A 20,445-nucleotide genomic window follows, 5' to 3' on the forward strand; every position below is an offset into this window, starting at 1 on the left:
TCAGGAAACCTCCCTGTACAGATTAAGATTCCTTAGCTTCTTTAGGAGCAGGAAGTAATGAAAGCTCCTCTTTTTTCTTCTTACGCAATTTATCTTTTCTGACGTCACGCAGGAAGATACTTAAAATCAAACCTGCTACACAGAATAAGGTTGCCCACATAAAGGCATCATTTATCCCCATGACATTGGAATCGAGTGACGCGTGTTTATAAATATGTGAGTACACATACGTTTTCGCTGTATCATAAGACACATTCATATTCACCATTAAATTCGAAACTGCATTTTGGAACGCATGGAGGAAGTTCGGGTCCGCCGTGCTCGTTTTATCTGCAATTTGTGAATAATGGAATGTCGTCCGGTTTGTATAAATCGTCGTAATTAAACTTGTACCGATTGATCCGCTGATTTGGCGAAGCGTGTTGCTCATCGCCGTTCCGTGGCTGTTCAGACGGGCAGGAAGCTGGTTCATCCCGGCTGTCATGACTGGCATCATTAAGAGAGACATACCAAATGCACGGATTGAATAGATCAGCATGATGTGCGTATATGGTGTATCAATTGTCAATTGCGTGTATTGATAAGTTGTTACCACTGTCACGAGAAGCCCGATAATCGCAAGCGGTCTCGGTCCGAATTTATCGAACAAAATACCTGAGATCGGTGACATAATCAACATGACAATCGCACCCGGAAGCAGAAGCAGACCGGATTGAAGTGCCGTAAAGCCGACCAGGTTTTGCAGATAGATCGGTAAAAGAAACATACCTGTGTAAAGTGCCACTGTAATAATGATATTAATGACACTTGAGAGTGAGAAAATGTCATATTTAAACACTCTGAAATCAAGCATCGGATCATCATGGCGCAATTGCTGAACAACAAAAGCAACAATTGCAATGACGCCGATAATAACTGTAGACAGTACAATCGGGTCGGTCCAGCCGTCAGATCCGGCTTCACTGACTCCGTATAATAAGGAGGCGAATCCGACAATCGAGAGAATGGCTCCCAGAGTATCGAGTTTGATTTTTTGCGGCTCCACCATATTTTTAAAGATGAAGAATGCCACAATGATAACAATTGCGCCGACTGGCACAAGTCCGTAAAACATAATGCGCCATGTATAATGCTCAATAATCCACCCGGACAGAGTCGGGCCGACCGCTGGAGCAAACATCATCGCAAGCCCGAAAATCCCCATTCCTTTCCCCCTGCTTTCAGGCGGGAAAATTAACAGAATGGTTGTCATAACGAGCGGCTGCAAGATACCTCCGCCCACGGCCTGAATCAAACGGCCGATCAGCATTGTAGAGAAGTTAGGTGCAATACCGCAGACTAACGTACCGAGCGTAAAACAGAACATCGCGACGAGAAAGAGACTCCGTTGGCCAAACCGTGTAATCAGGAAGGCAGATAACGGAATCAATACGCCGTTAACAAGCATGTAACCTGTTGTCAGCCATTGAATCGTCGTTGCACTTACGCCAAATTCAGTCATTAAATGCGGCATTGCAACGTTAAGCAATGTTTGGTTGAGAATTGCCAAAAATAAACCCGCCATTAGCACAATCAGCAATGACATAGGGCTTTTTGCATTTTTTTCTTTGCCTGTAGCCATCTAAGACAACCTCCTTTCATGGTTTGATGACTGATCTGTTTTACTCAGAAATTTTAACAGATGCATTCATACCAGGAAGCACCTTATCAGATGGGTTTTTGATTGAAATTTTCACTGGAATTTTTTGTGTTACTTTTGTGTAGTTTCCGCTTGAATTTGTAGAAGGAAGCATATCAAAAGTTGAGTTAGTCGCATATCCAATTTCTTCTACAGTACCGTCAAATGTTGTATCAGGGTCTCCGTCAACTACTACGTCTACACTATTTCCTACTTCAATATCCGCAATATCTGTTTCTTTAATATTTGCTGTGATGTATAGGTTGTCCATGTCAATCGTTTGTGCAATTGTTGTACCAGCTTGTACGGTTTGTCCGTTTTTCACTTCGTTTTTCACAATTGTTCCATCCATAATGGATTTTACGTCAACAGTTTGTTCACCTTTGATTTTTGCAACTGTGTCGCCTTTTTTCACTGTTTTTCCTTCGTCCAGATCCCAGTCAGATACTTTACCTGCTGCTGGAGCAGTAATAGCAGCCATATCGCCGGCTACTTTTGCTTCATCTGTTTTTACGTAGTTAGTGCTTTGATAATAGTAGTAAGCACCTCCAGCTATAATTGCAAGAACAACAATCAAACCGATAATGTTGGTCAGAATTAAACGTCCTCTGTTCATTTTGTTTTCTCCTTTCGTTTCATCCTCTATCATTTTGCGGAAAGCTGGTGAAAATATGTGAGAAGTTTTTAATTACCGCTTTTTTCTGAACAGCCTTCAGCAAGCTTCGTTAAGCTTCCGGCAAGTTTGCGCAAATACTGCAGCTGGGAGGTATCAAGCTTTTGGTACAAGCCCGCACCCATTTTTGCATATTGCACAGCGGCTTTTTCTATCAGTTCTTCCCCCTCTTCGGTTAACTGAATCATGACGATACGGCGGTCATCCGGACTGTCATATCGATTCATCAATTGGCGCTTATACAGAATATCTGTCATCCGCGTCACAGAAGCAGGCTTAAGATCAAGCGACATTGCCAGCTTGCTTAGCGGGGTGCTTCCGCTTTGATGAATTTTAAACATCAGCAAATATTGAAGGACTGTAATATCAAAAGGCTCAAGCACAATCTCCAATATCTTCTTCTGTTTTTTATAAATCGCCCGAGACGTATCGAAGAGCTGTTCAAAAGTGAGCAAAGCACGTTCTGATTCAGTCAACTCCTTTTCACCTCATTCCTCAATAATAGTTCACAAGATAAAATATTAATAAATGAAAGAAGATTTGTCAAAGGAAAAATTTCTTTTTCTCCCGTATTTTTTTCGCAAGCGTTTTCTTACTTTTATTAAATAAAAAAAAGCCCTGAAATGGGCTTTTCATTACGAAAATTGATGGCTTACACCAGACTCTTCATTTCTGAAAAAGCTCTTCAGCGCCTGAAAAACATCAGATTTCTGTTTTAAAATATAGTACTTAAATTTCTCATCTTTCACATTTTTATATGCAGACATTAACGTTGAATGCCTGTTGTACTGATTGACCTCGCCGTAGCAGAATAGATTGGCCTTCTTCATAATATCATTAACCAATTTCACACAGCGCGCGTTATCAGATGTCAGGTTGTCACCGTCAGAAAAATGAAACGGGTAAATGTTATAGCGAGCGGGATTGTACTTTTCATCAATAAGCTCAAGCGACTTCCGATATACGGAAGAACAAATGGTTCCGCCGCTTTCTCCCTTTGAGAAAAAATCCTCCTCCGAGACAACTCTTGCTTCTGTATGATGGGCAATAAATTCAATTTCCACAGTCTCGTATTTCGTCCGCAAAAAACGGGTCATCCAGAAAAAGAAGCTTCTGGCCATGTATTTTTCCCAAACCCCCATACTGCCGCTTGTATCCATCATTGCTAAAACGACAGCTTTTGATTCAGGCTTTGTGATGTCATTCCACGTCTTATACTTTAGGTCCTCCGGATAAATTGGATAGAACGACGGCTTTCCTGACATTGCGTTTCGTTTAAAGGCTGACATCATTGTTCTTTTCTTATCAATGTTACCGGTTAACCCTGTTTTACGAATATCATTAAACTCAATATCTGTATGAATGATATTGTCCCGCTCTTTTTGCTGGAGATTCGGAAGCTCTAATTCTTTAAAAAGCGCTTCTTCTAAATCCATTAATGAAACTTCCGCTTCATAATAATCCTCGCCTGCCTGATCACCGGCACCCTGCCCTTTTCCTGGTCCTTGTTTTTTGTCTGATCCATCCCGGGCCACAACATCACCAACCTGGCTGTCGCCGTCTCCTTGCCCTACATGTTTATTCTTATCATAGTTGTAACGGATTTTATACTCATCAAGTGAACGGATTGGGATTTTCACTACATCTTTTCCATTAGACATAATAATGCTTTCCTCAGTTACGAGGTCCGGAAGATTGTTTTTGATCGCTTCCTGCACCTTTTTCTGGTGACGCTGCTGGTCATCGAAGCCTTTGCGATGGAGGGACCAGTTTTCCTCAGAAATCAAAAAATGGCCGCTGTCATTTTGGGACATGAATTCCCCTCCTTAACCATTTGTGGTCGTGATACATACGTATTCCGGCTTGTGCCAGATTATGAAACAAGTCTTTTGAAAAGATTTATATTCATCATATGCACAAAAGCACGTTTAATTGACAAACTATTTAGAAAATGGGACAAAATAACCCGCCCTATTCGGACGGGTCACGTTGCTTATCGGTTCAGCAGGCTGCCGACATATTTCAGCAGCTCATTGGCGCTCGTCGAGTTGTAGCCGTGCTCATCAATTAAACGGGCCACGACTTCATTTACCTTTTTCAGCTGCTGCTCATCCGGCGTTTTTGTTGAAGTCGTAATTTTAACGACATCCTTCAGATCAGCAAACAGCTTTTTCTGAATTGCTTCACGCAGTCTTTCATGGGAATTGTAATCAAACCGCTTGCCTTTTCTCGCATAGGCCGAGATGCGGATTAAAATTTCTTCGCGGAACGCTTTTTTGGCGTTTTCCGAAATGCCGATCTGCTCCTCGATGGATCTCATCAGCTTTTCGTCAGGGTTCATTTCTTCTCCTGTCAAAGGATCACGAAGCTTATTTTTATTGCAATAGGCCTCTACGTTATCGAGGTAATTGTCCATAAGTGTTTTTGCTGATTCTTCATACGAATACACAAACGCTTTTTGGACTTCCTTTTTCGCAATGTCGTCATATTCCTTTCTGGCGGCAGAAATAAAATTCAAATACCGCTCCCTGTCCTCGCTTGAAATTGATGGATGCTGATCAAGACCTTCTTTTAAGGAACGAAGGACATCGAGAGAATTAATTGACTCCATATTTTTTCTGATAATCGTTGAAGAAATCCGGTTGATCACGTACCGCGGATCAATGCCGCTCATTCCTTCATCATTATATTCTTTTTTCATATCCTCAACGTCGACGGAATTATATCCTTCCACACTTTCTCCATCATACAGTCTCATTTTCTTGACCAGATCAATATCCGATCGCTTTGGCTCTTTTAACCGGGTAAGGATTGAGAACATCGCGGCGACCTTCAAAGTATGAGGGGCAATATGAACATCCGACACATCGCTCTCTGCGATCATTTTTTCATAAATTCTCTCTTCCTCAGACACTTTTAAATTATAAGGAACCGGCATCACGATGATTCTCGAGTGCAGGGCTTCATTCTTCTTATTAGAAATGAATGAGCGATACTCCGTTTCATTCGTGTGCGCCACGATCAGCTCATCAGCAGAAATTAACGCAAACCGCCCCGCTTTAAAATTCCCTTCCTGTGTCAATGAAAGCAAATGCCAGAGAAATTTCTCATCACATTTCAGCATCTCCTGAAACTCCATCATCCCGCGGTTCGCTTTATTCAGCTCTCCGTCAAACCGGTAAGCGCGCGGATCTGATTCCGAACCGTACTCGGCGATTGTCGAGAAATCAATACTCCCGGTCAAATCAGCAATATCCTGAGATTTTGGGTCAGATGGACTGAATGTTCCAATTCCCGTACGCTTATCTTCTGAAAAGAAGATGCGCTCCACCTTCACATCCTCAATTCTTCCTCCGTACTCTTCCTCCAGCCTCATGACATTTAAAGGAGAAAGACTTCCCTCTATTCTAATACCGTATTCTCTGTAAAAGTCATCACGTAAATGGTGGGGGATTAAATGTAGAGGGTCCTCGTGCATCGGGCAGCCTTTAATCGCATATACAGCGCCATTATCTGTCAGCGTGTACGCTTCGAGACCTTTTTTAAGCATCGTGACCAACGTGGATTTACCGCCGCTCACAGGTCCCATCAACAATAGAATCCGCTTTCTGACATCTAGACGTTTGGCAGCCGGATGAAAATACTCTTCCACAAGACGCTCCAGAGATTCTTCAAGCCCAAACAGCTCACGGTCAAAAAAACTGTACTTCTTGCGTCCGTCAATCTCCTCTATCCCGCTGTCTTTTATCATATTAAAAACTCGAGAATGAGCAGATTGCGCGACCATCGGATTTTCTTTAATAATCTCCAAATAATCGGCGAAAGTTCCTTCCCATTTCAGCCGCTGCTCTTCCTCTCTGTACTGTTCAATTTTCTTTAATATATCCATAAGGACCTCCTCTATCATGTTTGATACACTATGCAAATAAGGTACTTTGTTACAATCTATGCCGCCAACTCGTGATACATGCTTTGGTTTCTTAAAAATAAAGATACTTATACATCGTTGACAAGGCCGACTGCGACCGTTCATAATAAAGAAAAATACAGAATCATCCAGACTCGGACAGCACGGAAAAATTGAAGAGGGGGAGAGACGGTGAAAACAATCATCATGATGGGGGTCATTGTCACTTTTTTAGTATCAATTTTTACTGCAGGATACGATAGCAAGCCTGGAAAAGAATAAAAAAGGGTGCTCCTCATAAGAGCATCCTCAGGCTGTCCAGAAAGCCTAGACAGCCTTTACCTTATAATCCATTCTGTATTAAAATAAAGATAGACTGCAAAAGGACTGTATTTCTCATGACCCATACAAGCAATACTTATCAAAACGCAGCCAAATTTGTTCCCCTCGCCCCACTTGTCGAAGAGAATCATCTGCTTCGACAAATTATTTAGCACTTAAACTCCTTTTGTCATTTGAATAAGTTAAAACTGGCTACAGTAAAAACAAAAGTAGCCCCCCACTTGACCGCTTTTCAGGCCTTCGATCATGCCATAGTGGCAGGAACGCGCCCCCTATTTACCGATTCACTCGCCTAAAGCCACTGCCATCGAGCATAAAGACTCAAGAAAAAGAGATCCACCACAGTACAACTGATCCAGAAAGTGGATATCTATAAAGCTATATTTTTGGCGTCATAGCCCTTAGATGAACAGTGAAAAAAGACAATACATTTGTCAAACTAGCTAACACTTACGCACTAAAAACAACTGATCGCAAAGGGCTATCGTTCATAATAAATCAATCCCCAAATATGTTCCTCATGCCCGCCCGCTTAAGAACTGCATAGACTCAAAAAAAACGAGAACATCATTACTCAACATGTATGGGAAGACCGTAAAGAAAAGGTCAGACAAAATCACTTGTCTGCCGATTTAGGAAAATCCCCATATAATAATAAAAAAGCACAAAAACTTTGCGGATTCAAAACAACTGCAACGGCTTCGATATTGCGGGTTGAGGGGATAACTGAATGTGAACAAGCAAATTCTCCCCAAAGCAGCATGCCGCAATATGAAGATGGTGAATTGATGTATCAAAATTTATATAACAAAAAAGCTTGTAGAAAAATATTTTTTCTACAAGCTGGAAGTGCATCCTGATAACAATTTTTTGTATTGATATAGCGGCCTGATGACAAGTAGTTAGTACTAAATTTCACCTAAATCTCACAGCGGACGATCTTTAGCCGTCCATCTCCTTCACTTTTAACGCTTATATTAAACACCACCCCACTCCTGAGTTTAGAAGTTGTTGTTGCATCTAATGTTTTCGCTATCCTGCTTCTCTGTGATAATCATCATACAATTTTCGAAAATTCCCTAAAAGCATTTTATCTGTTATGGCATCTCAGTTAACAAGCTTCATAGAAATTAAATTCTGCAGCAGTATAACACTCATAATTGTAACTAGTTTATCCCTATTAACCAAAACAACTGAGTTTAAGAATTTTGTGCATACGAAATTAGACACCAATTAACTTTTTAAAAACTTTTTTTCACACACCCAGCTATATAGTTTATAATGATGTTTGCAGCTATATGTGAGGTGAATTGTTGAGATCCCTCAAGCCAAGGACTTACTTCCACAATATCCATACCTACTGTTGGTACAGATGAACAAATCTCAAATACACTATCTATGACCTCATAAGGAAAGAGACCATTAGGATTAGGTACACTGCATCCAGGAGCGTAAGCTTGATCAAAAACATCTATATCAATCGTAAAATAAATCGCGTCAGATTTCTTGAGAACATGATTGACAGCCTGCTCTATTACCGCTCTTCTTCCTTCTCTCCGCAAATCGTATACGGTTTTAATCAAAGCACCTCTTTCTTCTAATTCACGCATATAATAATCTGAATAAATAGGGGCTCCAATTCCGATCAACACTAATGATTCATAATCTATTGAATTTTCAAGGGTTTTGAGCCAATGTCCTGAATGTTCTTTCCCTATAACCGGTTCCCGAAAATCAAAATGAGTGTCAAACATAATGACACCAAATCTCTGATCTATCAGTCTGGTTTTCATTCCTCTAATAATCGGATCTGTAATCGAATGATCACCACCCAAAAAAATCGGTGTCACAATTTCTGATATGCCACTTACAGCCCGCTCAATATTCTGATAAGATTGTTTAATGTCATGAACAATATCTACAAAACCTAAATCGACAAATCTTGTATTTTCAATTGACACTCGTTTATCTGAACAATATAAACTGTAACTATTTAAAGTATCCATAATCATCTGAGGCCCAATTCTCGTACCTGGTCTATGGCTGACAGCGTAATCAAAAGGAATACTCAAAAATTGAAACTCAGCATTGCCTTTCTTATTCTCTAAATTCCAATGATCTGAAATCCATTTTACAGTCTGATCGTTGACAACACGAGTTTTATGAATCTCCATTTTATTATTCACTCCTATTTAGTGTCTGATGTTGAATCCAAAATGATCGGGCTGCTAAAAATATATCAGTATTTGAGATGAACGCCGCCTGCAGGTTGTATTGATGAATAGAAACGTCTCCAATTTCCATTGTAAATTCTCTTTCTATATGCTGACGTGCTTTTATATCAATTTTTTGAATAGAATGATCTATTTTGAAATTATATTTTGCACTTCTACGTACAGCCAATAATGTATATCCCTTGTATCCATATTCAGAGTCATTGACAATCTTGATTTTCACTTTCACAATACTTTTTTTGCATACCTTATCTTTCAATAAAATGTGCAAAGTTAATGAAGAACTGGGCTTGTCTTCTATTCCGCCACAGTTTGTACATATTCGTTCAATCCGATAAAGTGATGGTTTTATGATATGTTCTAAATATCGATCAACTAACACTTCTCCGCATATATAACACATACCGGTTGTTTCTGCAGGGCGGAGAAGAAAACTTTTTTGATAATGTTCTGAAAATCTAAAAGAATGATTTACAAGTGCGTTCTTCATTTCTTCGGCTATTTCAAAGTCTATTTGATCAACTTCTTTTAAAAACTTATGACAAGACTTGTATAGTTTGTGAATACTAGAGTTATCCGTAAACGAAACTTTAAATAGGCGTGAAATATTTAATAGCCGATTATCTAAATTTTTTTTTCGTCCTTGCAATACTTTATTCGGATATAGTTTAGCAAGGCCTAGAGAAGGAGATAAATTTTGTTCAATTCGCCTATAAGCTCTCGAGATAAATTCAAAAATATCATTGAAATTAATAATTTGAACCTTGGCTTCAACTTTCTGTTCTTCATATCCATAAATAAAAATATAAAGAATCTTGGAGTTATCTGAAAGAACAACAGAAACAAAAAAGTTCTTTACACTCACCTTAACAATAAGCAAAGACTTTTTATAAGCCTCAATAACTTCCTCTGAAGTAGATTGAAAAACACCAAAGCCTGATCTTATCTCCACCATATTACTTCCAAAATTTAGTTCTTCGATTGGTGAAATATCTGGTTTTGAATAAGGCCGTGTTTCAGGATCTCCAATTAATTGAAAAACCCCTTCGGATGGTTCATATTGGTTGAAAAATAAAGATTTATTCAACAGGTAGATTATTTCTCCAAGCGAAAATCCTGCTTTTATTAACCGCAAGTACAAGAGATTCTCTACTCCGTGCCCATCTTTCCATCTTACTGCCCCGATAAAGCTTTCGGCTTTTCCCTCCAAAATCGAATACGCTATATTAAAAATTGAGTCAAAATCACCATTTTTAAATCTAAGTGAGCCGCACGAATTCATAAATATATGACGAGCCTTTATGGAGTACGCCGATAATGCGATTCCGTCTCTTTTAAAAAAACAAGCTTCGTCTTCTTCCATACAGGAAGGAAGTGGTCCTTTTATCAAGTGATGCTCATGATTTAAAAAATAACTTTTGCCACATATATAGTCATTATTAAGATGAACCAGATCACTCATTCCATGGGAAGTAATCGCTAGTATCCCTACTTGATTACGGCGTTCCACAAACTCTTTTGATAACTCTTTATATGGCGGTACAATAAGATCCTTCGGAACAGTCAGCGGCTCATTTAAAAAAGCGTCACATAACAGAGCTTGAGGAGATATCTCAGCTTCAGCATGATAATATCTTTGTTTAGCATCCAAGAATGTCATGATCTCTAAGTTTCTTGCATGTAAAAAACCAAAACTTACTGTTTCTAAATCAAGAAAAATACTTTTTTTCCCTTGAAACTTTTCAAAATTATCATGTAACACAGCAATATCATTATCATCCACTTCTTCTGAAACAATATAAAAACTCTCTGCACCTTCAGGGAATGAAGTATTAGATATATCATGAATACAATCTACAGCAAAAAACTGTCTTCCGTAAGCCAGGGCCCTTAATCCAGCTAAAACTGATCCGCTCCCTACTCCCACTACATATGACTTTGGCAGTTGGTATTTCTTTAATTGTTTGAATAGCTTATATATAAGTGATTCAAGCTCTTTGAACTTCTTCGTTTTGATATATTGATAAAGTTCTAAGGATAGATCCATGTATGCATGACCAACTTTACCTCTATAAATATCCCAAGAGAATCCGTGCATCGTTAATAAGGAGCCCATTGTATCAGGGTGAGTTGTGAGCACAGGAAAAAATTCTGATTCATTTTGTTCGATAAGAGATTTAAGGTAAAGTGCATAGTATTCGATTTCGTTAGTAATCAAAATAAAATGGCGCATCAGTATTGTCCCCTATTCGTGATTAACAATTAGTTTGGCAACCTGCGCAGCGTCATAAGCCTGCTTTAATGCTTCTTCAGGAGAATTCGCTTGTGTGATAATATGGCCTACGATATCTCCATTCGATGTTGGAGGCGAATAAACACTTCCAATTTCACCCGTTATTTCAAGAAATGCGACTCCTTTCCTTCTTAGAATTTCTTCAGGATTTTCAATGCCGCCAAAAACCCCTCTCTCTTTCACCCACAATCCATAAAGAGCCCCTGCTTTTTTAAAGTTTGGACGCCATTCAACATTACTGCCAAGGGCTATCTCCACAACATATTTTAAAGGACTGATACCATAAGCCAATTCAATAACATGACTCCCTACTTTATCACCTATCAGCCTCGGATTTATCTCTATTATTTTCACATTACCATTTTCAATGCGACACTCCGTATGGATAACTCCACAGTCAATTTCAAGACATTGCAGAGCTTTTTTCACTTCATCCAAAAGAGGCTTCGTTTCTTCATCATCTGATGGAAAAGAAGCAGCAACTTCTGCAAAGTGCCCTCTTTCCACTCCTTCAAGTACATTTTTAGTAATACCTATTAACTGAATCTCCCCTCCTTTATGCTGCATTGTTTCGACACTGTACTCCCCTCCAGTAATGTATCCCTCTAACAATACTCCTGCCGCAATTGGCTGTCCCGATTCATTCACCATCCAAGAAGTCGAATGTTCCATATAATTTAGCAGTTCTTTTTCTGAGCCAATTAGTTTTACATGTAAAGAATCATTTAAATCCTGGGGTTTGGCTATAATGGGATATCCCCATTCATTAGCTATTTTCAATGCCTCATGTTTTGTTTTAACCAATTGAAAAGCAGGGTTCAGGTGGGGATAACATTCACTTAATTTTTTTCTCATTTTATATTTATTTCGAACATTTAATGCTGCTTGAAACGATATTCCGGGCAATTTTAAAGTCTCAGCTGCAAGAGCTGCTTGAGGAACATAGAAATCTGCAGTAGTGGTAATTCCATCAATTTGCTTTTCTTGATTCAGGGAAAGAACATTGTTTATCAGTTCTTCATAATTATTAGTATTGCAGACAATAATATTATCAGCTGTGTTCAAAATATCATCTGAATATTGATTGGGATTTCTAACAGCCAAACTTACTGTATACCCTTGGCTTTTTGCGTAATCATTTGCTTTTGCCCCTGCTCCGGTCGTACTGGCTTCAATAAATAAGATATGTTTAGACATTTTTTTCACCTCTGTTCCCATCAATATGATATACATTTTGTTTTGAGAATAAGTTCCTATACCCCCATAAAGAGACAATTAGTAGAATTAGACCCGAATAGAAAATAACCCAGTTTGCAGTAATTGAGAAAAGACTAATTAAGCTTCCAGCGACCAATGCTCCAACAATAGAAGCAGATCTTGATAAGATTGATTCTAGAGCAAACACATGAATCACTTCCTCTTTTTGAACACTTGTTTGCAATAGAGTTCGCACCGCAATGCTATACATCATGTTGAATAAACCTAATATTGCCATTAAGAGATACACTAAAGGAATGGAAGTTGTTATTCCGATGACTATCATACATATTCCCATTCCTAGATAACCACATACTCCTAATGATCGTTCAGAAATACGTATAAAGTTCAATGCAATTAACATGCCTGTACATATTGCAAATATAGACTGAATCATCTCCATATGACCGATTGTAATACTATCGACTTGGAGATATTGCTTAGCATAAACTACAAATATAGCAATAAATATCCCAACAGCGCCTCCTGCTAATGCTTCTCCAAATACTAAAAAGGAAGTTTGTTTTTGCTTGGATACTTGAATACTCATCTTCCAAAAATACGACAGAGTGAACTTACTATTATTTTCTGATACATCCTTAGTAGACTTTATTGATTTGATCATTAACATTACAAAACCTGATACAAAGAAAGTCAAAGCGTTGCAAAAAAAGATCCACTCAAGAGAAAGGTAGTGGTACGCATATCCCCCTAAACCTAACCCAATCGCCATCGCTGTGGCTTCAAAGGTCTGATCAAGTGAATTAAATTTCTTCAATTGACTTTTGTCAACTAATTGAGTGATTAACTCTATTCTTGTAGGCCTAAAAAACGCAGAAAAGATATTGATTAAGAAAAACATACAATAGATAAGATACGTGGAATTATATCCATATATCTCCATGAAGGTAAGAAATAGCAAGATAAAAAAACGACCTGCATCATAAAGTATAACCAATTGTTTAGGACTGAAATATCGACGTAACACCCCTGAGAAAAAACCAAAGAAGTTTGGCAATTCCGTTAGAATAAACACCACGCTTACTTCAAAAGCAGATCCAGTCAAATCAAAAACTAATAAAGGCAAAACAATTAGTAGTAAACTGTCTCCTGCTATAGATATACTTTGACTGCATATTAAAATCCAAGCAGCTCGGTTAGATTTCACAGCTTCACCACCAAAATATACTATGGAGAGAGAAGCTGTAAGAAACTTCTCCCACTATAATTTACTTATCTTGTGAACTGTTCACAAGTTCGTTTTTATTTTCCCTATGATATAGCCCCTTTAAGAGCACTTCATCCACAGCATTGTTTTTTATTTCCCACTCTTTATATTCTTCTAATTTACGGTCAAAACCTTTCAGCTCAGTTTCATCCCAAACCCTGCTGCGAACTTCACAGTGCCCCTCTTGCTCTTCCTCTCGAACATGCTTTGCATATTTCGCATTCCAAATTTCTTCAAGTGTATTCACTCTTATGTGTCCTAAAAAACGACCTAAGCCATTACAATCGTAAACTTCTCCATACAAATTCACAAACAATCCCACATTCACTTGTCTGCATTTATATCCGCCTGCCATTGGCAGCGAAGGAGTATAATCTAACCCAAACTCCTCCCTATCAATCTGATAAAAATGTTCAATAAATTTTTTTGCTCTGTTTTTTTCATAAAGCTTGGATTTTCGATCTGCTAGCCCTTCTGGTATTAAAGTAGAAATATAATGATGAACATTATTTCTTCTGCACCATCGATAAATATGGCTTAAATCATCTATATCTTCGTTTTGAGGCGCAATTACAATATCTATAGCAAGTCTTGTAGGTATACTTTCGGTAAATCCTTTTTTTACAAGTTTATTTAGTATTGTTTCTACATATGCTCCATATCCTTTAACTTTCACAATTTTGTCGTTAACTTCATGGCTTGTCGAGTTGTATTTTAGAAAAATAGTTGCACCTAAGTTATATAATCTGTCTATAGAGGCATCATCAAGATGCCATCCGCTAGTAAAGATAACCGGCGTCATACCGTTCTCATACACAAATTCCATTACCTCCCAGAATCCTTCATCTATCATTGGCTCACCAGATCCAGGGAATTCGACAGTCCGTGCTCCAAGAGCTTTTGCTTGCAGAATCAGATTTTTTCGATCTTCAGTTGTTAATTTTGTGCGCCCCTCCTGCTGAAAACGGTCTGGTGTTCTGTCACAGTAGTAACAATGCAATTGGCATTCACTTGTAAAATCCATGTCCAAAAGTAATAAACGGTTGTTTTTTTTCGCTTCCTCTACCTCTTGTTTAGAAAAATCAATCCCGTTTGCCCATAAAGATTCAATTTTCTTTTTAGCTTCTCTAAGGTGCAGGTCTGTAGTTAACACTTCCTCAAGCATTTCCACTACCCCCTTAAAAATAAATCACATAAATATATTATACATTTAAATATATTATACATTTATTACAATTTTTTCAACGGAATTAATGTGACAATATTTTGACTTATCCGAACGTTTCTAGAAAACACTTTTTGGGGTTATCTTGACATCTCTCCTGTGAAAATATAATGAAACAGTTAAACAGTAGTCACAATAGAATTGATAATTAGCTGTTTCTTAAGCATTTCTTGCAGCCAAAAAAAATCCGCCCATCATCATGAGCGGATTTACTACTACTTCAAGTCACGGTAATTTTGCTGGCGCAGCGCTTCATAAACGAGAATCGCGGCAGTGTTGGACAGGTTTAACGATCTGACATGCTCTGTCATTGGAAGACGCAGGCAGCGGTCCATATTATTTTGAATTAAATCCTTTGGCAAACCGCTTGTTTCTCTTCCGAACACAAAGAAATAATCCTCGTCAAGATCAGTGTAATCAAATGATGTATGAGGCTGCTGGCCAAATTTCGTAATAAAGAAAAATTGGCCTTTTTCATATGCTTCAAACAATTCCTCTAACGAATCATGATACACAACATTAACAAACTCCCAATAATCGAGTCCGGCACGCTTCAGCATTTTATCATCCGTTGAAAAGCCGAGCGGACGAATCAGGTGGAGCGTAGTATTGGTTGCTGCACAAGTACGCGCAATATTCCCTGTGTTAGCGGGAATTTCTGGTTGATATAAAACGACATGTAATGCCACAATGTTCACCTCTGTTTTTCTTATCCGCCCATCATTATAACATTAATTACTCTTTTGTCGTATCATCAACGATATGAAAAAAAGCATATCGTATCGACGGCGTGTATGCCGTTGAATCCTCATATGACCAATACCTCATCCGGCTGTCATAGGTCTGGGCGTTAACAAGCGGCATATTGCCTTTGTCCTTTGCCACGACAATCGTTGTATGATTAAACCGGCCGTCTCCTTCGAAGTCATAGCAAATCACATCGCCCGGCATCAGCTCTTCCGCTGATTTCACCCGCACCGCACGCAGTCCAGCTTTTGAATTCGACAAATACATTTTCATCGAATGAGCCACCGTCCAGCTGTAGCTCCATGAGCTTTGTTTCATCCACCAGCCTGATCCTCTGTTCGGATGGCCGCGCATTGGCGCGCCTCCCGCATGAAGACACTGAGAAATAAAATTGGTACAGTTATCGCTGAAATTTTTATAAGCAGGATTGCGCTTGTTCCAAAATTTCTCGGCATATCGCACAGCGCCGAGACGATCGTATTGAAAAGCCCTGCCAAACGCTTCTCTTTCCTCTTCAGAATAGTCAATAATGCTGGTCCCTTCATGAAATCCAGCCGGCTTTTTCGCAATTTCCTGATCACTAATCAAAATGTGATCATAAAGGAAAGCCCTTCGCTCCTCTATGTGCTCTTCTATATACAAGCTGTCGTCCTGTTCCTTACACACGTATTCGTAATGGATGGTATACGAAAGGCAGGTCGTTCCGTCATCCTCAACCCGCACATGATTAATCACGGCCTTTGCTTTCGCTTTTATGATGTCAACTTTACGTTTTTCCAGAAGCTTTTTCTTACGCTCCATGACTTTAAGATCTCCGACTTGAGACTCCTGTCTCATATCATGCCCGTTAACCAGAAAGCCCAGCCGCTCCTCCGCTAATTGTTCTAAAATGTGCTTCAAGCTCACCCCACCCGCCATACTTTTTTATAGAGAAAAAACACTTGGATGATCTCAAGTGTTTTTTCCTTCTGCTCTATACGTATGTCAGGACAGGCCTTGTTTAGTCATGCCTGAAGCTTTTAGCAACTCAATTCCTTTTTCAATTTCCAGCTTTGCCTCTTCATCCTTCTCTTTTTCCAGCGCTTTTTCAAGCTCTTCCATGTATACGGTGTCTCCGATTTTACCGATTGCCCATGCGGCTGTCCCCCTGATGACAGGACGCGGGTCCTTATGCATCAGATCCGTCAACTCGGGTAGTGCGGAGGTATCCTTAAAATGCGCAAGGGCGAGAATGGCGTTTCGCTGAATCGGTTTTTTCCCGCGCCAAGAACCTGAGACATGTCCGAATTTCTCCTTAAATTCCCGATTGCTGATGGTCAAGAGCGGCTTCAATAACGGTTTGGCAATCTCAGGATCAGGCTCCATTTCCGGATGAAGATGAAAGTCCTTCCCTTTATTGAGAGGACATACCGTTTGACACGTATCGCACCCATACAGGCGGTTTCCGATCTTTGTCCGGAATTCATCAGGCAAAAATCCTTTTGTCTGGGTCAGAAAAGAGATGCAGCGCTGCGCATTAAGCTGTCCCGGATTCACCAGTGCTCCCGTCGGACAGGCGTCCAAACATTTCGTGCAGGAGCCGCACATATCTTCAATCGGCACATCAGGCTCGAAAGGGATATTTGTGATCATTTCCGCCAAATACACATAAGAGCCATACTCTGGCGTTGTGATCATACAGTTTTTCGCGCTGAATCCGATGCCGGCACGTTCCGCAACGGCGCGATCAGACAATTCACCTGTATCAACCATTGACTTCGTTCTGATATCCTCATGCTTGCTTTTTAGAAATTCCTCCAGCAGATCGAGCTTTTCCCTCAGCACATCATGATAGTCTTTGCCCCAGGAGGCTCTGCAAAAAATGCCCCTGCGCTCAGTTCTCGTGCTTCTTGGCGCATCCTTCATTCTGGAAGGATATGCGAGAGCAATCGCCACTATTGATTTCGCTTTCGGCAACAGAAGCTTCGGCGTCACCCTTTTCTCAATATCCGGCTCTTCAAAGCCGGAGAGATAGCCGAGTGATTCTTGAAGAATCAAACGGTCTTTTAAACTGTCAAAAGTATCAGCGGTCGTAAAACCAATCTTGTCCACGCCAATGCTTTTCGCGTATTCAATTAATTCTTCTTTGAGCTGATAAACGTTCATGTTTTGCACAGCCTCCTTTCTTTGTGATAAAACGATACAGCGTTTATAATAGGTTGATATCACGTAACTGGAGTGAATGCTAGTGAATATCAAACTTGATTCTGTTATTACTGAACGTGCGGCTGGCTTACATGCAGCAGCTGTCATTTATGAGAATATCGAAGTCGGCTCCTCACCGCAAATGCTGAAAGGCAGACTCCGCCTATTCCAGGAGTCCCTGTTTTTCGACTATGCAGACGGCGGTATACCTGATGAACCCTTCGTCAAGGAATGGCGGGAACTCTTTAAACAGCTTAACCCTTCATTTGAGGGAGAAACAACCCCAATGGAGGACATGCTGATCCCCATATCCAAAGAACAATTCATGGAAAGTAAGGACTCGGCCCATGACACAATCGATTTTTTCGCATTAAAATATTCTCTGCCCATTATGATTTATGATGCCGGAAAGCTTCATGAGTCTGTCCGGATCTCATTGGGAGAAAAAGAAAACATCCTGCTTTTCTCTGATGAAAACGGCATTTTTGGCGATTTTAAAAACAGCTTCAATCAACATCCCGTTTCAAACGAGACCAAAAATATGCTGCAAATCATTTTTTTTCCGCCATCCATTGAGAAAAGCAGCGCTGTTAAACTCTTATCATCATTAACGAAAATGTTTGAACAAATTCACGGCGGCACCCATACAGTACATTGGCTTACGTAAAAGAACACGAATAACGTGTTCTTTTTTACATAAAAAAACGCAATACTTCGTTTATCTGAGAAACGAAACACTGCGTTAATAACGTATGTATGGAGCGGGTGATGAGAATCGAACTCACGACATCAGCTTGGAAGGCTGAGGTTTTACCACTAAACTACACCCGCATTTGTGAATGTCAGTAACAGTACCGCTTTGACTGTTCTTATATTACAGGTTTATTTATTTTTCGTCAAGGGAATATAAAAATTTTGTCGAAAAAAAGTTATCTTTTTGTAAAGTTGTTAAGTACCGTTTACATAATGTTAAGTATACTATACAATATAATGAAACAAGAAAGTGAAGGGGACAGACGTCATGATGAAAAATAAAGTAAAAGAGCTGAGGGCACGCTTCGGCTATTCTCAGGAAAAACTCGGAGAAACGGTCGGCGTCACAAGACAGACTGTGGCAGCCATTGAAAAAGGCGATTATGTTCCCTCACTGCTGTTAGCATTGAAAATCTGCAAAGCCTTCTCCATGAAAATGGAGGATGTCTTTTGGTTAGAGGAGGAAAACTAAGATGAGCATGAAAACAAAAGCAGCTTTTCAACTGGTGTTATTTGGCCTTGCATGCTGGACGCTGATTTCATACTTTGAAGCCTCGGAAGGCATAGCATCTTTTTTCCGCACAAAGAGCGGCGGGACGGTGTTTGAATTAGACCTCACCCCCTTTGTTCTGTTTATTGCGGCGACTGCGGTTTATTTGTACTTACAGAAAAAAAGCCGCCCTGCCAGAAAGCAGCTTCTTCTGCCTGATGAATTTGAAGAGCAGGATGAAAGAGAGCAGATGATGACGGCAAAAGCATGCCGCGCTTCATATATCGCTGTCTACTTCTCGCTGCCTGCCGCTGCGGTGCTTCTCATTTTTTATCCGCTTTTTCAATCGCGCATGCCGTTTTTCCCTATTATTATTGTGTTTGTCATCATGATCATCCAGCACCTTTCCTACGTCATCTCTTTCAAGAAAAACGAAAAAAACTCCGGCGCACTGTAATCGGCCGGAGTTTTTTCTTACCAGCTTGCTTTTTTCACACCTGGAATCTGGCCTTTATGGGCCAGCTCCCTAAAAGCGATTCTAGACATTTTAAACTTTCTCATATATCCTCTCGGGCGCCCCGTTACCATGCAGCGATTGTGGAGCCTTCCCGGCGCTGAATCTTTTGGCAGCTTGCTGAGTGCCTCGTAATCTCCTTTTTCCTTCAACTGGCGTCTAATATCAGCGTATTGTTCAACAAGCTGTTGTCGTTTTAACTCTTTTGCCACTTTTGATTTTTTAGCCAAGTCACATAGCCTCCTTATCAAATCGAAATTATTACGATTTAAAATGTATCATGCTCCCTTTAAAAAATCAAGCATACCGCTTTGTAAAACAGACGGCCTGAAGCCGCCCGTTTCTAATGATGCAATTTCACATAATACAGTAACGCATCTTGATGCTTAATGAGCTCTTTTTTATGTTCAGAGGTATGCATTGTCTCGTCAGTCCCTCTAATACTGCTGCCGATCAAAACAGGCTTCTCGAAAGAAATCGGTTCCGGCGATGAAATATTCTGAGTCATTTCCTGTGTTGCGCTATCGTCACGTTTCACCGATGAATCAGCTGCTATATTTCCCTGTTTATCCACAATGCCAAAATGAATGGTGGTGTGTTTATCCTTTCCTTCCCCCTCTTCATTCACAAAATAAACAAATTGTATGATATCGGGTTTTTCCTCTGAATAATCTGCACGAAATGGTCCAACCGTCTCAACAAGCTTTCCCTTTTGGTAATGTTCGATGTACATGTCAGCTGAGGAAATACCTTCACCGATATTGACGGCTTCAGCAGTGAATGCCTGTGAAGCTGCAACATCCATTCTGTTTTTTTCAAGATCTGACATGTCCGCTGCTTTGATTTCCATCTGTTTTGAATGTCCGCATGCCGACAGCATAGCTATCAGGCAAATGACTGCTGCGCTTCTCAATGTTTTC

At 39.9% G+C, this 20,445-nt stretch carries 19 protein-coding genes and 1 tRNA gene; 4 read left to right on the plus strand and 16 right to left on the minus strand.

The genetic code is table 11. The features are described 5' to 3' along the window. Window positions 1–22: 22 nt before the first annotated feature. The 5 genes from ACQXR1_RS20315 to prkA form a co-directional block, all read right to left on the minus strand. Entirely contained in the window at window positions 23–1,621 is a 1,599-nt protein-coding gene (locus ACQXR1_RS20315) for an MFS transporter (protein WP_069839141.1), read from the minus strand. A 40-nt stretch (window positions 1,622–1,661) separates the two neighbouring features. After that, window positions 1,662–2,327, minus strand: coding sequence for an HlyD family efflux transporter periplasmic adaptor subunit (locus tag ACQXR1_RS20320; protein WP_014476241.1), 666 nt, complete (start codon window positions 2,325–2,327; stop codon window positions 1,662–1,664). Between the two features lie 35 nt (window positions 2,328–2,362). Then, window positions 2,363–2,827 (minus strand): MarR family transcriptional regulator, encoded by a 465-nt coding sequence (locus ACQXR1_RS20325; protein WP_003233431.1) that lies wholly within the window; start codon window positions 2,825–2,827, stop codon window positions 2,363–2,365. A 159-nt stretch (window positions 2,828–2,986) separates the two neighbouring features. Beyond that, complete coding sequence (yhbH, locus tag ACQXR1_RS20330; RefSeq protein WP_069839143.1) at window positions 2,987–4,165, minus strand: sporulation protein YhbH; 1,179 nt, start codon at window positions 4,163–4,165, stop codon at window positions 2,987–2,989. Window positions 4,166–4,344: 179 nt separating this feature from the next. Next, window positions 4,345–6,240, minus strand: coding sequence for a serine/threonine protein kinase PrkA (gene prkA, locus ACQXR1_RS20335; RefSeq protein WP_003224051.1), 1,896 nt, complete (start codon window positions 6,238–6,240; stop codon window positions 4,345–4,347). Between the two features lie 980 nt (window positions 6,241–7,220). Here prkA and ACQXR1_RS20340 point away from each other — a divergent pair. Further along, the gene (locus ACQXR1_RS20340) at window positions 7,221–7,460 is read left to right on the plus strand and encodes a hypothetical protein (protein ID WP_430772774.1); all 240 of its coding nucleotides are present in this window, start codon (window positions 7,221–7,223) and stop codon (window positions 7,458–7,460) included. 381 nt (window positions 7,461–7,841) lie between these two features. Here ACQXR1_RS20340 and ACQXR1_RS20345 read toward each other — a convergent pair whose 3' ends face one another. The 8 genes from ACQXR1_RS20345 to queG all read right to left on the minus strand — a co-directional run bounded on the left by ACQXR1_RS20345 (window position 7,842) and on the right by queG (window position 17,729). After that, window positions 7,842–8,774: an agmatinase family protein gene (locus tag ACQXR1_RS20345; protein ID WP_069839144.1), complete on the minus strand. Its 933-nt coding sequence runs from the start codon at window positions 8,772–8,774 to the stop codon at window positions 7,842–7,844. 4 nt (window positions 8,775–8,778) lie between these two features. Then, window positions 8,779–11,067, minus strand: a complete 2,289-nt coding sequence (locus tag ACQXR1_RS20350; RefSeq protein WP_430772775.1) for a hypothetical protein — start codon at window positions 11,065–11,067, stop codon at window positions 8,779–8,781. Between the two features lie 12 nt (window positions 11,068–11,079). Further along, window positions 11,080–12,324 carry an ATP-grasp domain-containing protein gene (locus ACQXR1_RS20355; protein ID WP_069839146.1) on the minus strand — a complete coding sequence of 415 codons (1,245 nt, stop codon included), beginning with the start codon at window positions 12,322–12,324 and terminating at the stop codon, window positions 11,080–11,082. Next, the gene (locus tag ACQXR1_RS20360) at window positions 12,317–13,552 is read right to left on the minus strand and encodes an MFS transporter (RefSeq protein WP_069839147.1); all 1,236 of its coding nucleotides are present in this window, start codon (window positions 13,550–13,552) and stop codon (window positions 12,317–12,319) included. Before ACQXR1_RS20360 ends, ACQXR1_RS20355 begins: the two co-directional genes overlap by 8 nt. A gap of 61 nt (window positions 13,553–13,613) precedes the next feature. After that, window positions 13,614–14,777, minus strand: coding sequence for a radical SAM protein (locus tag ACQXR1_RS20365; protein WP_052245544.1), 1,164 nt, complete (start codon window positions 14,775–14,777; stop codon window positions 13,614–13,616). Between the two features lie 275 nt (window positions 14,778–15,052). Next, a complete protein-coding gene (gene trmL, locus ACQXR1_RS20370; protein WP_003233442.1) occupies window positions 15,053–15,535 on the minus strand; it encodes a tRNA (uridine(34)/cytosine(34)/5-carboxymethylaminomethyluridine(34)-2'-O)-methyltransferase TrmL in 483 nt (160 codons plus the stop codon). 37 nt (window positions 15,536–15,572) lie between these two features. Continuing rightward, window positions 15,573–16,502, minus strand: a complete 930-nt coding sequence (locus tag ACQXR1_RS20375) for an amidase domain-containing protein (RefSeq protein ID WP_430772776.1) — start codon at window positions 16,500–16,502, stop codon at window positions 15,573–15,575. A gap of 66 nt (window positions 16,503–16,568) precedes the next feature. Next, window positions 16,569–17,729 carry a tRNA epoxyqueuosine(34) reductase QueG gene (queG, locus tag ACQXR1_RS20380; RefSeq protein WP_134975653.1) on the minus strand — a complete coding sequence of 387 codons (1,161 nt, stop codon included), beginning with the start codon at window positions 17,727–17,729 and terminating at the stop codon, window positions 16,569–16,571. A gap of 82 nt (window positions 17,730–17,811) precedes the next feature. On the opposite strand from queG, the gene ACQXR1_RS20385 reads away from it, so the two are divergent. Beyond that, the gene (locus ACQXR1_RS20385; protein WP_040083647.1) at window positions 17,812–18,435 is read left to right on the plus strand and encodes a B3/B4 domain-containing protein; all 624 of its coding nucleotides are present in this window, start codon (window positions 17,812–17,814) and stop codon (window positions 18,433–18,435) included. Between the two features lie 90 nt (window positions 18,436–18,525). On the opposite strand, the gene ACQXR1_RS20390 is transcribed toward ACQXR1_RS20385, so the two are convergent. Beyond that, window positions 18,526–18,599 (minus strand) — tRNA-Gly (locus tag ACQXR1_RS20390). Window positions 18,600–18,792: 193 nt separating this feature from the next. Between ACQXR1_RS20390 and ACQXR1_RS20395 the strand changes: the two genes are divergently transcribed. Further along, on the plus strand, window positions 18,793–18,993 hold the full coding sequence (locus ACQXR1_RS20395; protein ID WP_009966860.1) for a helix-turn-helix transcriptional regulator: 201 nt from the start codon (window positions 18,793–18,795) through the stop codon (window positions 18,991–18,993). A gap of 1 nt (window position 18,994) precedes the next feature. Continuing rightward, a complete protein-coding gene (locus ACQXR1_RS20400) occupies window positions 18,995–19,468 on the plus strand; it encodes a hypothetical protein (RefSeq protein ID WP_304592870.1) in 474 nt (157 codons plus the stop codon). A gap of 17 nt (window positions 19,469–19,485) precedes the next feature. Here the strand turns inward: ACQXR1_RS20400 and rpsN are convergent, their stop codons facing one another. Both rpsN and ACQXR1_RS20410 read right to left on the minus strand, forming a co-directional pair. Continuing rightward, entirely contained in the window at window positions 19,486–19,755 is a 270-nt protein-coding gene (gene rpsN / locus ACQXR1_RS20405; protein WP_014663297.1) for a 30S ribosomal protein S14, read from the minus strand. 113 nt (window positions 19,756–19,868) lie between these two features. Beyond that, complete coding sequence (locus ACQXR1_RS20410; RefSeq protein WP_304592888.1) at window positions 19,869–20,405, minus strand: hypothetical protein; 537 nt, start codon at window positions 20,403–20,405, stop codon at window positions 19,869–19,871. Window positions 20,406–20,445: the final 40 nt, after the last annotated feature.

The organism is Bacillus sp. ATD (assembly GCF_050585765.1).
GTDB lineage: Bacteria > Bacillota > Bacilli > Bacillales > Bacillaceae > Bacillus > Bacillus stercoris.

What these genes read in the sequence shown, in the direction of transcription:
- ACQXR1_RS20315 (WP_069839141.1), bottom strand. Translation starts at nt 1,621, where the DNA reads ATGGCTACAGGCAAAGAAAAAAATGCAAAAAGCCCTATGTCATTGCTG.
- ACQXR1_RS20320 (WP_014476241.1), bottom strand. Translation starts at nt 2,327, where the DNA reads ATGATAGAGGATGAAACGAAAGGAGAAAACAAAATGAACAGAGGACGT.
- yhbH (WP_069839143.1), bottom strand. Translation starts at nt 4,165, where the DNA reads ATGTCCCAAAATGACAGCGGCCATTTTTTGATTTCTGAGGAAAACTGG.
- prkA (WP_003224051.1), bottom strand. Translation starts at nt 6,240, where the DNA reads ATGGATATATTAAAGAAAATTGAACAGTACAGAGAGGAAGAGCAGCGG.
- ACQXR1_RS20345 (WP_069839144.1), bottom strand. Translation starts at nt 8,774, where the DNA reads ATGGAGATTCATAAAACTCGTGTTGTCAACGATCAGACTGTAAAATGG.
- ACQXR1_RS20350 (WP_430772775.1), bottom strand. Translation starts at nt 11,067, where the DNA reads ATGCGCCATTTTATTTTGATTACTAACGAAATCGAATACTATGCACTT.
- ACQXR1_RS20355 (WP_069839146.1), bottom strand. Translation starts at nt 12,324, where the DNA reads ATGTCTAAACATATCTTATTTATTGAAGCCAGTACGACCGGAGCAGGG.
- ACQXR1_RS20365 (WP_052245544.1), bottom strand. Translation starts at nt 14,777, where the DNA reads ATGCTTGAGGAAGTGTTAACTACAGACCTGCACCTTAGAGAAGCTAAA.
- ACQXR1_RS20375 (WP_430772776.1), bottom strand. Translation starts at nt 16,502, where the DNA reads ATGGCGGGTGGGGTGAGCTTGAAGCACATTTTAGAACAATTAGCGGAG.
- queG (WP_134975653.1), bottom strand. Translation starts at nt 17,729, where the DNA reads ATGAACGTTTATCAGCTCAAAGAAGAATTAATTGAATACGCGAAAAGC.
- ACQXR1_RS20395 (WP_009966860.1), top strand. Translation starts at nt 18,793, where the DNA reads ATGAAAAATAAAGTAAAAGAGCTGAGGGCACGCTTCGGCTATTCTCAG.
- ACQXR1_RS20400 (WP_304592870.1), top strand. Translation starts at nt 18,995, where the DNA reads ATGAGCATGAAAACAAAAGCAGCTTTTCAACTGGTGTTATTTGGCCTT.
- ACQXR1_RS20410 (WP_304592888.1), bottom strand. Translation starts at nt 20,405, where the DNA reads ATGCTGTCGGCATGCGGACATTCAAAACAGATGGAAATCAAAGCAGCG.